Source organism: Caballeronia udeis, assembly GCF_044909315.1.
GTDB classification, from domain to species: Bacteria; Pseudomonadota; Gammaproteobacteria; order Burkholderiales; family Burkholderiaceae; genus Caballeronia; species Caballeronia udeis_A.
The window spans coordinates 110247-123199 of record NZ_JBIYEB010000030.1 but is presented as its reverse complement, the minus strand read 5'-3'; the positions used below and the strand labels follow the sequence as shown (position 1 = coordinate 123199).

Below are 12953 nucleotides of genomic sequence, written 5' to 3'. Positions count from 1 at the left end.
CGCGTCCATTTGCATGCTCCTTTCGAAAAACGAGTGTCAGAATTCTCGTTTTACTCCAGGGAGCTTACTTTCGATGGCCCCTTACATAGTATCTAATGAAAGCAATAGCTCAACTAAAGACAGCGCAAATTCTTGACCGAATCAACGCTCTTCAGACAAGCACTTCACACTACTTCAACTCTTCGCAATTGACCGCTCCCGTGCGCGAATGGCTCAGTAAAAAGCTTCGTCCACTGATCGATGCCCGCGTGAAAGCCGACTACCTGATTCATTCCGAGGTAAGCCTCGCGCTGGCAACAGCCGCGACGGCTGGCGCCGAAGCAATCGTAAAGAGGGTAATCTGACCCTTGGGCGTGGAGCCACCCTTTCGGCGATCCTCCCCGCTCGGCGCCGTTGCGGAACTCGCCCTGCCAGTCTGATTCCCGGCGTGACGTTCCTCACTGGTCCTGCTTGAAATTCCCGAAGATGTAAAACCACCGGCATGTCCGGCGCTTTTGCTTGGCCCAGGCGCCATTTTGTCGTGCGTAACCGTATTGGCCGCGTTCCGGGAAATACCATTTCATACCGGGTTAGCCATTCGGCCGATATTCCCGTGACCAGCCGACGCGGTACACTCGTGGCCTTAGGACTTTCGCCAATTCACGCACTCAAGATGGGTACGCATATCTCCGTTTCGTCTACCACTCAAGATCCGGCCAACGCCGCGCAGGAACCCGGTGGTGCCGTCGATCTGTCGCACCATACCCCCATGATGCAGCAGTATCTGCGCATCAAAGGGGAGCACCCCGGCACGCTCGTGTTTTACCGGATGGGCGACTTCTACGAGCTATTCTTCGACGACGCCGTCAAAGCTTCACGCCTCCTCGACCTGACGCTCACACAACGCGGGGCGTCCGGCGGCAACCCGATCAAGATGGCCGGCATCCCCCATCATTCTTGCGAGCAATATCTGGCGAAGCTCGTGAAACTCGGGGAATCCGTCGCTATTTGCGAGCAGATCGGCGACCCGGCGACATCGAAGGGGCCGGTCGAGCGCAAGGTCGTGCGTGTCGTCACGCCCGGTACGCTGACCGATGCAGCGCTCCTCTCGGACAAAAACGACGTCTTCCTGCTCGCCCTCTGCCCAGCGCATAACCGTCGCGGCGTGATCACGAGCGTCGGCCTGGCATGGCTGAACCTGGCGAGCGGTGCATTACGCCTCGCCGAGGTTGCGCCGGATCAATTGAGCGCGGCGCTCGAGCGCATTCGCCCGGCTGAAACGCTGGTCGCCGACTCATTTTCCACGACCAACGCGCCGTTCGAAGTGCCGAACGTAGGGGCAACAACACGAACGCCCGCGTGGCATTTCGATATCGACTCGGGCATGCAACGTCTGCGCGAGCAACTCGATGTCGCCAGCCTCGACGGCTTCGGTGCGCACTCGCTTACCTGCGCGTGCGGTGCCGCAGGCGCGCTGCTGCTGTACGCAGCTTCCACCCAGGGCCAGCAACTTCGGCATGTGCGCAGCCTGAAGGTGGAATACGAATCGGAGTACATCGGCCTCGACCCGGCGACGCGGCGAAACCTCGAACTGACCGAGACCTTGCGCGGCACGGAATCCCCCACCTTATGTTCGCTGCTGGACACATGCTGCACGACCATGGGCAGCCGTCTGCTGCGGCACTGGCTGCATCATCCGCCACGCGAGTTCACCATCGCGCAAAACCGGCAGCGTGCAATCGGCGCATTGCTTGATGCGCCCGCAACCGCCAGCCTGGACGGTCTGCGCGCGGCATTGCGGCAGATTTCGGATATCGAACGGATTACGGGGCGGCTTGCACTGCTGTCGGCCCGGCCACGCGATCTCTCCAGCCTGCGCGATACCTTTGCGGCACTCCCCCAACTGCGCGAACGGCTTGCTGCCGTGAAAATGAATGCGGCATCGCTTGAACGTATCGACGTATCGCTCGAGCCGCCGCCCGAATGCCTCGCGCTGCTGACCCGCGCAATCGCGCCCGAACCCGCGGCGCTGATTCGCGACGGGGGTGTAATCGCGCGCGGATACGACGCCGACCTCGACGAGCTTCGCGACATCTCGCAGAACTGCGACCAGTTCCTGATCGACCTGGAAACGCGTGAGCGCACACGAACGGGTATCGTGAATCTGCGAGTCGAGTACAACAAGGTGCATGGCTTTTATATCGAAGTCACGCGCGGTCAGACAGACAAGGTTCCTGATGACTACCGCCGTCGCCAGACGCTGAAAAACGCCGAGCGTTACATCACGCCTGAGTTGAAGACCTTCGAAGACAAAGCGCTGTCTGCACAGGACCGGGCGCTCGCCCGCGAGCGTCTGCTCTATGACGCCGTGCTCCAAACGCTGCTGCCGCACATTGGCGACTGCCAGCGCGTAGCGGCTGCGCTTGCCGAACTCGACCTGCTTGGCGCATTCGCGGAACGAGCGCTCGCGCTCGACTGGATCGCACCCGAGTTCGCGGACAACGCAGGTATCGACATCGAGCAGGGACGGCACCCGGTAGTGGAAGCGCAGGTCGAACAGTTCATTGCCAACGATTGTTGCCTGAATACCGAACGCAAGCTGTTGCTGATCACCGGCCCGAACATGGGCGGTAAGTCGACGTTCATGCGACAGACCGCGTTGATCGCGCTGCTGGCTTACGTAGGCAGCTACGTACCCGCGAAACGTGCGCGCTTTGGGCCAATCGACCGCATCTTCACGCGCATCGGTGCCGCAGACGATCTCGCCGGCGGCCGGTCCACCTTCATGGTCGAGATGACGGAAGCGGCGGCCATTCTCAACGACGCCACGCCGTCTAGTCTTGTGCTGATGGACGAGATCGGCCGCGGTACGTCCACCTTCGACGGCCTGGCGCTTGCGTGGGCCATTGCGCGTCATCTGCTGTCGCATAACGGCTGCCATACGCTGTTCGCCACGCATTACTTCGAACTGACGCAGTTGCCCGCCGAGTTCACTCAAGCAGCAAACGTGCATTTGTCAGCGGTTGAACATGACCACGGCATCGTGTTCCTGCACGCAGTGAGCGAAGGTCCGGCGAACCAGAGCTACGGCTTGCAGGTCGCCCAACTGGCAGGCGTGCCACCAGCTGTCATCAAGGCCGCAAGGAAACACCTGGCGCATCTGGAGCAGCAGTCGATCGGTCAGCCATCGCCGCAATTCGATCTGTTTGCAGCACCTGTTGTTGAGGTAGCTGACGCCTACGACCACGATGAACCGGTCGAAGCGCAGCCGCATCCCGCGCTTGACCGGCTGCGAGCAATCGATCCGAACGAATTGCGCCCACGCGACGCGCTCGATCTGCTCTACGAGCTTCATGAGCTGGCGTCGAACGCTCCGGATGTGTCGCGTTAAGGCGGACTTTGCCATCGACCGGTCGGGCGCGCGACGCATGGTGCGCGCTCGCGTCATCGGTACTTGCTTAAGCGCCTTCTTTCTGCTGGCCGGAAGGCCGGGGCGCGCGCAAGCCGAGGCACCGCCGCTTACGCCGCTCACATTCGCAATCGCGTCGAATGTGCTCGACAAACCTGCCGGCGAAACTTCGCTCCATCATCTGCTCGACGCCATCGGGCAAGAACGGAACACCTCGTTCATCGTCTACAACGGCGACCTCAAAGGCGAAACGGAACCGTGCCGGGATTCGCTCTATGACACGCGCCAGCAAATCTTCGATAGCTCCCGCAAACCGGTCGTCCTGTTGCCCGGCGGCAACGACTGGGCATCTTGCGGTCTCGCGCAGGCGGGCAGTTACGATCCGGTCGAGCGGCTGGATTTCATTCGCCAGCTGTTCTTCGGCGACTCGAGTTCGCTCGGCCAGACGCCCATGAACGTGATCCGCGAAAGCGACGTCGCGCGCTTTCGGCCGTTCCGCGAAAATGTCCGGTGGCAAAGCGACGGTGTCGCATTCATTGGCTTGAACGCGCCCGCGCCAAACAATCACTATCTGAGCGCAGGCGGGCGTAACGGAGAATTCGAGGACCGTTCCGTGGCCAACGCATTCTGGCTGGAACATGCGGTTGAAACCGCGCGACGGTCGGACATGCGTGCGGTCGTCGTCATCTTGCAGGGTGACCCCGACTTCGCGCGTTACGAGCGTCGTGATCGTTTCGCATGGCTGCATTTTTCACGCGGCGATACGCCGCGCGACGGGTTTCTCGAACTCAAGCGCAGTCTTGTCAAAGCGGCCGAGTTGTTTCGCGGCCCCGTGATCGTGATCCACGAATCGGATACGCCCATACCCAGGGGCTTTCACATCGATCAACCGTTGCACAACGACAAAGGCGCAGTGGTGGCCAATCTGACGCGTATTGCGATCGGCTTGAAGAAACCCCAATCGCAATGGATCGAGGTCGAATCGGACTTCGCGTGGCGGCCGCCCTTTCGGGTTCGCGTGCGTGACGTGGTTGTCCGACCGGTAGCGCCCGGCCAGGCACCGGCGCCGACCATGCCGGCGTCTTCGTCGATACCGTCGTCGCCTATGCCCTCTTCCATACCCGGCGTTGAAAACGATACGCCCGGGCCTTCGTCGTTTTTCCAGCAGATGCAGCCGGTACAGCCGACGCAACACTCCGCGCCGCCGGCCCAACCGGACACCACAACGCCCACATCCAATGCCGCGTCTTCAGTGCCGCCCATACTGAACTTGAATTCGCCCGCGAACCTGCCGCCGATCCTGCCGACACCGTCGAGTCCGGCAAGCGGCGCGTCGGGCATGGATACGCGTCAGTAGTCCCATACCTGGATCATCACGCGAGATAAAACAAAGGCGCAGCAACCTGCCTGCGCCTTGTTTCACATCGCTTCGATCACCCCATACGAAACGCCTCAGTGCAAGGTCGGGCCAACGTCCTTGCCCGGCTCCTCGTCGTCCTCGTCAAGGACTTCGAGCCCGTCGAGGCCATGCGCATGCTGATGTTCCTTCTCGTCTTCGGTAGCTTCGCGGACTTCCTGCACATTCAGCGCAAAACGCAGCGCCATGCCTGCGAGCGGATGATTGCCGTCGAGCACGACTTTATCTTCCGCCACATCAGTGACTGTGTAGATCAGCGAATCGAGTTCGTCCTCGCCGTCTTCCGGGGTGCCTTCGAACTGCATGCCGACTTCCAGCGGTTCCGGAAAACGGCCGCGTGCCTCGACTTTCACGAGATCGGGATCGTACTCACCGAACGCATCCTGCGGTTCGAGCTGCAACTGGGTCTGATAACCGGCTTCCTGTCCGTCGAGTGCTTCCTCGATCTTGGGGAACGTGCCATCATAGCCGCCGTGCAGATAGACCATCGGCTCGTCGCTTTCCTCGATCAGATTGCCATGAGCGTCCGAGAGCTTATAGGCTACTGATACGACGGTGTCTTTTGCGATTTTCATTGGATTCTCCAAGATACAAGCCTCAATTATACGATGCCAGCGCGGTCCCCTAACGTTCCCTCAAGTCCTTTCGCGGTGCCGCTTCCCGACGAACCTGCAACCCTGCTCGGCAACCTCACGCCCGCGCAATTCATGCGCCGGTACTGGCAGAAAAAACCGCTCCTGATCCGTCAGGCGATTCCCGGCATTCAAGCGCCGCTCTCGCGCGACGAACTGTTCGAGCTCGCCGACAGCGAGGACGCCGAATCGCGCCTCATCACCCATTTTCGCAAGTCCTGGGCAATGGAGCACGGGCCTTTTGCACCCGATGAATTGCCATCTGTGAGAAAGCGTGACTGGACATTACTTGTGCAAGGGGTGAACCTGCACGACGACCGTGCCCGCGCGTTGCTCGACCGCTTCCGCTTTATCCCGGACGCCCGCCTCGACGACCTGATGATTTCGTACGCTACCGACGGCGGCGGCGTGGGCGCGCACTTCGATTCATACGACGTCTTCCTGTTGCAAGTTCACGGTAAACGGCGCTGGCGCTTTGGCGCGCAGCGCGATCTCTCGCTAAAAGAGGGATTGCCGTTGAAAGTTTTACAGCACTTCGAAGCGGACGAGGAGTGGGTACTGGAACCGGGCGACATGCTTTATTTGCCACCTCACATCGCTCATGACGGCGTGGCTCAAGGTGAATGCATGACAGCCTCGATTGGCTTTCGGGCGCCTTCTGCAAGCGAACTGTCAGGCCAGTTCCTCTACCACCTTGCGGAGCGCCTCGAGGACGCCCACAGCGCCAGCGCCAAGGGGGGTGTTCAACGCTACCGTGACCCGGCCCAGCCGGCTGTCAGTCACCCGGCGTTGTTGCCGCCGCTCCTGATCGAACGGGTTGGCGCGATCCTTGCGAACATTGAATGGAATGAGAAGGACGTTGCTTCGTTTCTCGGAACGTACCTGAGCGAACCGAAGCCGAATGTCATATTTGATCCGCCGCGACGGCCTTTGAATGAGAACCGGTTTATCGATTGCGCGAAACAGTCTGGTTTGAAGCTCGATAAAAAGACCGTGCTGCTTTATGACAAGCACGCTTATTTTATGAATGGCGAGCAGGATTTAATGTCGGGAAAGGTCAAAAAATGGCTTCCTGAACTTGCCGACAAACGCTATTTGGAGGGGAAACGCTTTGTAACACTCTCAGGCGATTCATCAATGACAGTGCTACTGCACGAGTGGTATTGTGCGGGCTGGATACAAGTCGACGCAAACGCCTAGTGTTTGGCCTGTCTTGCTGTTCCGCGGGTTGAAATGTATGAGAAAGACAACGTATTGGCCCCTGATTTATCGACGGTCGATACGAAAGTGCATATAATTTCCGCCCAAGCCGTAGGAAGTCTCACAGACATACATAATGTGAGTCCACAACGGCCCGGGTCGGTGTTGGAGCACACATTACCGGTACTTTGCGCTGTTGCTTACCTTTAACCATAAAAGGACGTGATCATGAAGAAATCTCTCCTCGTAGCATCCCTGTTGGCTGCTGTTGCTCTTGCTGCATGCAACAAGTCTAGCGATACGGCTGCTCCGGGCGCTGCTAGCGATACCTCGGCTGCTTCGGCACCTGCTGCTGCTGCTTCGGACGCTACGGCGGCTGCTAGCGACTCGAGCGCTGCAGCGTCGACCGCAACGGCCGCCGCAAGCGACGCGACTGCGGCTGCTGCATCGGCAACCGACGCAGCTTCGGCTGCTGCTCCCGCTTCGGGCGCAAGCCAGTAAGCGTATAGTCAGGGGCTTGGTTTCCCGCTCTTTTAGCTGTTTCATCTAGCTGAAAACGAAGCCTCCGCAGTAAGCCTCGCAGGGTGTTATTCTGGGAGGCTTATGAAAAAACCGGCCCTCGGGCCGGTTTTTTTACGTCTGCTGGTTTCTTTGTATCGATGCACGCGGGTTGTTGATGCAGTGCGGGTTGCAGCGTTTATAGAGAAATGCGAACCGGTGTCATAAGGACAACCAGTCGAACCCATCGGCTTGCGTGGCAACCACGACATCGGCCGGAGTGCCACCCAGCACAGCGGCGAGCGCCGCCTGGGCCAGCTCAGGCAAGTTGTTCTGCTGACTCAGGTGCGCCGCCACCAGATGGCGCAGTTTCGATCGATCAAGCGCTGCAAGAATCCCCGCAGCCGCGTCGTTATTCAGGTGTCCATGCATACCGCCAATACGCGCTTTGAGCGACGGCGGATAGCGGCTTGTCGCGAGCATCTCGGCATCGTGATTCGACTCGAGCACCAACGCATCGCAACCGCTCAATACGCTCGTGATGTGTGCTGTCGCGCCGCCCACATCGGTCAGGATGCCCAAACGGCTTGCGCCGTCCGAGATCACGTACTGGAGGGGTTCACGCGCGTCGTGGGGCACAGTATAGGGGAGCACTTCCAGGTCCCCCACCATGACGCTCTCATCGCCCCAGAGCACGTGAAGATCGACCGGGGCATCATCCGCACCCACTGCGCGGGCGGTGCCCCAGCTCATGTGCAATGGAATGGACCATTTGCGCGCCAGCGTCAGCGCACCGCCAATGTGATCCGTGTGCTCATGTGTGATAAGAATGGCGTCGATCTGATCTGCCCGCACGCCGAGCCGCGCCAGGCGCCGCTCGACTTCCTTCGCGGAGAAACCGCAATCCAGCAGCACGCGTGTAGTCGTGGTGCCGCTGACCGACTCGACCAGCAACGCGTTGCCTTCGCTGCCGCTGCCGAGACTGGCAAAACGCATTGGCGAAAACCTAGTTCAACTGCGCGTGCAACAGCGCGACAATTCGTTGCGCATCGGTGGACGTGTCAACCTGACCGTTCGCATCTACCACGGCAATCTCCGTGACCGTGTCCGCCTTCGGACGCACGTTGACCATGAACTCGCGCGAAGGCTTGGGTGTGCCGCCGCTAAAGAGCTTGCCGAGCAAACCTTCCTTCTTCAACTCCGCCATGGAGTCCGAGAAACGCACGTAATACAGGCCCTTTGCACGATCCCGGTTGTCGACGGTGAAGTTCGTCCGGTCGAGTGCAAGGCCTACACGCAACCACGCGCTGTCGAACGGCTCCGACAGATCGAGCGTGGACGGGCCACCCGTCGGATCCGCCGTCGCCGTTGCAGTCGCCGGGGTTGCATCGGTCAGGAGTTGCTTGGCTTGCGCGTCGGTAAGGCCGAATTTCTCCATCAGCTTCGCGAGGAACGCCGCTTCGAGTGCGGGGTTACGCGGCCGCTCGACCCATTTCGACGAAGTCTTGTCCTGGCCGGTCAGCACTTCTTCCATTGCGCTGTGGGTAATGGAGATGTCAGTGGAACCGCTCGCACCACGCTCGACCAGCGTACGGAACTGATCACGCGTACCCGATGAATACGCAAAGTCGACCAGCTTGCCAATGCTCTTCCTGAACCAGTCGTCAGGAATGTTCGCGCGGTTTTCAGCCCAATCGGTCGTCATGATGCCGGTAGACGCAGCGTCGGTCTTGAGCGTGAAACCGTTCTCTTGCCAGAACTCCTGCAACTGCGGCCAGAGTTGGTCGGGGGAACGGCCATCGACAACCAGCCAGCGGCGATCTCCATCACGCTCCACGTGCATGCCGAACGGGTCTTGCGGCGTCGGCACGCCCACGGTCGCATTGCCTGCCGGCGTAAGCGAACGTGGCGCAGCGCCGCCAAGCGTATTCAGCTTGGGGGGTGCGGCATAACGCTGGCTGATGTCCGCCGTGCTCAGATCCGATGGCACGGTCAGCGTAGGCGCCGTTTCAGCACCCTTGTAATTGACCCGATCCGGCGCGAGCCAGTCGTTCAACGTGTCACAACCGGCAAGCGAGATCAGCGTGCCGATTCCAAGCGACAGCACGCTCAGGGTGCGAGCGTGATTGAATAAGGCGGAACGTTTCATGAGGTCCTTCGTGATGCTGAATGCGCGTTGCCTGGAAGCTAAGCCGGGAACGGGTCGATGAACGACGGGTTGATGACACTCGCTGGCTGGCCAAACGGTAATAAGGCCGAAACCACTGCACATTGCAGCGGGGCGCACGTTTTAAATGCGCCCCGCCGCCGGCCGTCAGGCCAGAAGTCCTGTTTCGCGCAATGCGTCGCGCACGACATCGTGATAGCGCGCATCGAGCGGCGTCAGCGGCAGGCGAATCCCGTTTTCCATCCGCCCAAGCGCGGCAAGCGCCCACTTGGCGGGAATTGGATTCGACTCGCAAAACATCTGCTTGTGCAGCGACAGCAAGCTCAGGTGAATCTTGCGCGCGGTGATGGCGTCGCCGGCAAGTGCCGCGCGGCAGAGTTCGCTCATCGCTCTCGGCGCGACGTTGGCGGTCACCGAGATGTTGCCGTGGCCACCAAGCAGCATCAACGCGATCGCGGTCGGATCGTCGCCGCTGTAGATCGCAAAATGCGCCGGCGCGTACTTGATCAGGTTTGCCGCACGGTCGATATTGCCCGTCGCTTCCTTCACGCCCACAATGCCCGGCACCTCCGCGAGACGCAGCACGGTGTCGTGGTTCATGTCGGCGACGGTCCGGCCCGGAACGTTATACAGGATGACGGGCAAGTCGACGGATTCGGCGATCTTGCGGAAGTGCTGGTACATGCCTTCTTGCGTCGGCTTGTTGTAGTAAGGAACTACTTGCAGCGTGGCGTCGGCGCCGACTTCCTTGGCTGCTTTTGCCAGTTCAACCGCCTCCGACGTGGAGTTGCCACCCGCGCCCGCAATGATCGGAAAACGCTTGGCCGTGTGTTCGACGGCGGTTTTCACCATCAGGATATGTTCGTCCACTGAGAGCGTGGCCGATTCGCCGCTGGTGCCGACCACGACGAGGCCGTTCGAACCCTCTTGCGCATGCCAGTCGATCAGTTTTCGAAACGCCGGCAGATCAAGACTACCGTCCTCGTGCATCGGGGTGACGATGGCAGGAATGCTGCCGCGGATCTGGATGCCGCCGTGTGTTCCGTTTGTCATGAAACGCTATGAAATTGGTCGGTAAACCGCGATTGTAGCGGATTAGCCTTGCAGTACGTAACGAACGGGATCTGACCCATTGTTACGTTCCGTAAGACCCGTTGGAGTAGGCCGCGACGGCGCGGCGGCGACTATGCGCTGCACGCAGGATGCGCGCGGCACGTTGATAAAACCATCCTGATAAGCGATGACCCGCAACCGGCCCCGCACGGCTTCGAGCAGTTCGCCGGGAGTGAGCAGGAAATCCGGATTCGACGGTTTGCCAAAACGTTCGTTGCCCACCGCGAAGGTTTCGTAGAGCAGCACGCCGCCGGGCGCGAGGGCATCGAATAAATAGGGAAACAACGGCCGGTGGAGATAGTTCGTCACGACCACCGCGGCGAATTTCTCGTCTTCGCGCAACGGCCAGCTTGCGTTTTCCAGATCGGCGCAACGCGTGGTGACATGCTGCACGGCAGCGAGACTCGTCAATGCGGTTTCATCACGATCCAGCGCCAGCACCGGATGCCCGTGCAACGCGAAATAACGTGCATGGCGGCCATTGCCCGACGCGACGTCGAGTACCGCGCCGCCCTGTTCCACCAGATGCGACCATTGCTCGATCCATGCGCTGGTGGTGGTGGGTGGCGTGGGTGACTTTTCAGGCGTTGGCATTGCGGGCATCAGTTATACGAGAGGCCCATTGCGTCGCGGACGTCGCGCATTGTCTCTACCGCGAACTTGCGCGCCTTGTCGCAACCGTCGGCCACGATCGCGCGCAACAGTGACGGATCGTCCATGTATTTTTGCGCGCGTTCCAGCATGGGTTGCTGCTCGTGCAAGATGCCCTCGATCACCGGCTGCTTGCATTCAAGGCAGCCAATTCCCGCGCTGCGGCAGTTCGTCTGCACCCACTTATGCGTGGTTTCATCGGTATAAACCTGATGCAGTTGCCACACGGGGCATTTGTCCGGATCGCCCGGATCAGTGCGGCGAACCCGTGCCGGATCGGTCGGCATGGTGCGCACTTTCTTCGTGATGGTTTCGGCGTCTTCGCGCAAGCCGATGGTATTGCCGTACGACTTCGACATCTTCGCGCCATCGAGTCCAGGCATGCGCGACGCTTCCGTCAGCAGCGCCTGCGGCTCGACCAGGATGATCTTGCGCGCGCCTTCCAGGTATCCGAACAGCCGTTCGCGATCGTTCATGGACAGGCTCTGCGACTCCTGCAGCATCGCCCGCGCCTTTTCGAGCGCTTCGTCGTTGCCTTCCTGCTGATACGCGACACGCAGCTCGTGATAAAGCTTCGCGCGTTTGCCGCCAAGTTTCTTCGCGGCATCGAGCGCCTTCTCTTCGAAATCCGCCTCGCGCCCATACAGATAATTGAAACGCCGCGCGATCTCGCGCGTCATCTCCACGTGCGGCACCTGGTCCTCGCCGACCGGCACGAGCGACGCGCGGTACAGCAGGATGTCGGCTGCCATCAGCACCGGATAACCGAGAAAGCCGTACGTGGTCAGATCTTTTTCCTTCAGCTTCTCGATCTGCTCTTTATAGGTCGGCACGCGTTCGAGCCAGCCGAGCGGCGTGCTCATGCCGAGCAGCAGCGCAAGCTCGGCATGTTCGGGCACACGGCTCTGGATAAAGAGCGTGGCCTGCGCCGGATCGATACCGGACGCTAGCCAGTCGATCAGCACTTCCCACACGTTCTTCTCGATAACTTCCGGCGTTTCGTAGTGGGTCGTCAGCGCATGCCAGTCGACCACCGCGAAAAAGCAGGGGTACTCGGACTGCAGCCGCACCCAGTTCTTGAGCACGCCATGATAGTGGCCTAGATGCAGCGAGCCGGTCGGCCGCATGCCGGAGAAGATACGGTCAGGGAACATGGATTTATTGTAAAAGCGAAGCAAGAGGATTCAGGATGGCCGACACCGCGACATACCCGGCGCTCACCAGCGGCCCGAGCCACAAACGCGTCAAGGTACCGGTCATGACAAGCGCCATCACGATGAAGAAACCGTAAGGTTCGAGCCGCGAAAGCATGATCGAAGCACGTACGGGCAGCAGCGCCATCAGTACGCGTCCACCGTCGAGCGGCGGCAAGGGGAACAGATTGAGCACACCGAGCACGAGGTTCACGCCAACACCGGCCGCAGCCATGCGCGTGAAAAACGGTTCGCTGATGTTGAACGACGCCAACAGCACCGCGATCACGCCCCAGATCAGCGCCTGGACGAAATTGCTCGCCGGTCCTGCCGCCGCAACCCACAAGCTGCCCCAGCGCGGATTACGCAGGTTGCCAAAAGCGACTGGCACGGGCTTGGCGTAGCCGAACATGAACGCGCCGCTCGTGACGAAATAGAGGATCAGCGGGATAGCAAGCGTACCGACGGGGTCGATATGGCGCATCGGGTTGAGCGACACGCGCCCGAGCACGTAAGCCGTATTGTCCCCCAGCAGGCGCGCTGCATAGCCGTGAGCGGCCTCATGCAACGTAATCGCAAAGATCACGGGGAGCGCGTAGACCGCGATAGTTTGTATCAGGGAGGAATCCATAGCTCGCTATTGTATCAAGCAGTTGTGGCGCCACTCGGCGGCGGACGCGGTTTGGCGTTCGCC

The 12953-nt window shown here is 60.3% G+C and carries 12 protein-coding genes; 5 read left to right on the top strand and 7 right to left on the bottom strand.

Annotated features, from left to right (window positions below; genetic code table 11):
• Positions 1 to 95: 95 nt before the first annotated feature.
• The 3 genes from ABH944_RS35235 to ABH944_RS35225 all read left to right on the top strand — a co-directional run bounded on the left by ABH944_RS35235 (position 96) and on the right by ABH944_RS35225 (position 4745).
• Positions 96 to 344, top strand: a complete 249-nt coding sequence (locus ABH944_RS35235) for a hypothetical protein (protein WP_404612490.1) — start codon at positions 96 to 98, stop codon at positions 342 to 344.
• A gap of 404 nt (positions 345 to 748) precedes the next feature.
• Positions 749 to 3370 carry a DNA mismatch repair protein MutS gene (gene mutS, locus ABH944_RS35230; RefSeq protein ID WP_404612498.1) on the top strand — a complete coding sequence of 874 codons (2622 nt, stop codon included), beginning with the start codon at positions 749 to 751 and terminating at the stop codon, positions 3368 to 3370.
• The gene (locus ABH944_RS35225) at positions 3357 to 4745 is read left to right on the top strand and encodes a hypothetical protein (protein ID WP_404659639.1); all 1389 of its coding nucleotides are present in this window, start codon (positions 3357 to 3359) and stop codon (positions 4743 to 4745) included. Before mutS ends, ABH944_RS35225 begins: the two co-directional genes overlap by 14 nt.
• 95 nt (positions 4746 to 4840) lie before the next feature.
• Here the strand turns inward: ABH944_RS35225 and ABH944_RS35220 are convergent, their stop codons facing one another.
• The gene (locus ABH944_RS35220; RefSeq protein ID WP_062091111.1) at positions 4841 to 5380 is read right to left on the bottom strand and encodes an FKBP-type peptidyl-prolyl cis-trans isomerase; all 540 of its coding nucleotides are present in this window, start codon (positions 5378 to 5380) and stop codon (positions 4841 to 4843) included.
• 33 nt (positions 5381 to 5413) lie between these two features.
• On the opposite strand from ABH944_RS35220, the gene ABH944_RS35215 reads away from it, so the two are divergent.
• Positions 5414 to 6637: a JmjC domain-containing protein gene (locus ABH944_RS35215; protein ID WP_404612486.1), complete on the top strand. Its 1224-nt coding sequence runs from the start codon at positions 5414 to 5416 to the stop codon at positions 6635 to 6637.
• A 228-nt stretch (positions 6638 to 6865) separates the two neighbouring features.
• Positions 6866 to 7138 (top strand): hypothetical protein, encoded by a 273-nt coding sequence (locus ABH944_RS35210; protein ID WP_075644039.1) that lies wholly within the window; start codon positions 6866 to 6868, stop codon positions 7136 to 7138.
• Positions 7139 to 7357: 219 nt separating this feature from the next.
• On the opposite strand, the gene ABH944_RS35205 is transcribed toward ABH944_RS35210, so the two are convergent.
• The 6 genes from ABH944_RS35205 to ABH944_RS35180 form a co-directional block, all read right to left on the bottom strand.
• Positions 7358 to 8131, bottom strand: a complete 774-nt coding sequence (locus ABH944_RS35205) for an MBL fold metallo-hydrolase (RefSeq protein ID WP_404612483.1) — start codon at positions 8129 to 8131, stop codon at positions 7358 to 7360.
• A gap of 10 nt (positions 8132 to 8141) precedes the next feature.
• Positions 8142 to 9284 carry an outer membrane protein assembly factor BamC gene (bamC, locus tag ABH944_RS35200; RefSeq protein ID WP_062091108.1) on the bottom strand — a complete coding sequence of 381 codons (1143 nt, stop codon included), beginning with the start codon at positions 9282 to 9284 and terminating at the stop codon, positions 8142 to 8144.
• A gap of 165 nt (positions 9285 to 9449) precedes the next feature.
• Positions 9450 to 10355, bottom strand: coding sequence for a 4-hydroxy-tetrahydrodipicolinate synthase (dapA, locus tag ABH944_RS35195; protein ID WP_062091107.1), 906 nt, complete (start codon positions 10353 to 10355; stop codon positions 9450 to 9452).
• Positions 10356 to 10397: 42 nt separating this feature from the next.
• Positions 10398 to 11009 carry a class I SAM-dependent methyltransferase gene (locus tag ABH944_RS35190; protein WP_404612481.1) on the bottom strand — a complete coding sequence of 204 codons (612 nt, stop codon included), beginning with the start codon at positions 11007 to 11009 and terminating at the stop codon, positions 10398 to 10400.
• Positions 11010 to 11017: 8 nt separating this feature from the next.
• The gene (locus ABH944_RS35185) at positions 11018 to 12220 is read right to left on the bottom strand and encodes a tryptophan--tRNA ligase (protein WP_062091106.1); all 1203 of its coding nucleotides are present in this window, start codon (positions 12218 to 12220) and stop codon (positions 11018 to 11020) included.
• A 4-nt stretch (positions 12221 to 12224) separates the two neighbouring features.
• Positions 12225 to 12890, bottom strand: coding sequence for a site-2 protease family protein (locus ABH944_RS35180; protein WP_062091105.1), 666 nt, complete (start codon positions 12888 to 12890; stop codon positions 12225 to 12227).
• Positions 12891 to 12953: the final 63 nt, after the last annotated feature.

Coding starts and splice junctions, on each gene's coding strand:
- ABH944_RS35180 (WP_062091105.1), bottom strand. CDS start 12,890: ATGGATTCCTCCCTGATACAAACTATCGCGGTCTACGCGCTCCCCGTG.
- ABH944_RS35215 (WP_404612486.1), top strand. CDS start 5,414: ATGCCAGCGCGGTCCCCTAACGTTCCCTCAAGTCCTTTCGCGGTGCCG.
- bamC (WP_062091108.1), bottom strand. CDS start 9,284: ATGAAACGTTCCGCCTTATTCAATCACGCTCGCACCCTGAGCGTGCTG.
- dapA (WP_062091107.1), bottom strand. CDS start 10,355: ATGACAAACGGAACACACGGCGGCATCCAGATCCGCGGCAGCATTCCT.
- ABH944_RS35235 (WP_404612490.1), top strand. CDS start 96: ATGAAAGCAATAGCTCAACTAAAGACAGCGCAAATTCTTGACCGAATC.
- ABH944_RS35190 (WP_404612481.1), bottom strand. CDS start 11,009: ATGCCAACGCCTGAAAAGTCACCCACGCCACCCACCACCACCAGCGCA.
- ABH944_RS35225 (WP_404659639.1), top strand. CDS start 3,357: ATGTGTCGCGTTAAGGCGGACTTTGCCATCGACCGGTCGGGCGCGCGA.
- ABH944_RS35210 (WP_075644039.1), top strand. CDS start 6,866: ATGAAGAAATCTCTCCTCGTAGCATCCCTGTTGGCTGCTGTTGCTCTT.
- ABH944_RS35205 (WP_404612483.1), bottom strand. CDS start 8,131: ATGCGTTTTGCCAGTCTCGGCAGCGGCAGCGAAGGCAACGCGTTGCTG.
- ABH944_RS35185 (WP_062091106.1), bottom strand. CDS start 12,220: ATGTTCCCTGACCGTATCTTCTCCGGCATGCGGCCGACCGGCTCGCTG.
- ABH944_RS35220 (WP_062091111.1), bottom strand. CDS start 5,380: ATGAAAATCGCAAAAGACACCGTCGTATCAGTAGCCTATAAGCTCTCG.
- mutS (WP_404612498.1), top strand. CDS start 749: ATGATGCAGCAGTATCTGCGCATCAAAGGGGAGCACCCCGGCACGCTC.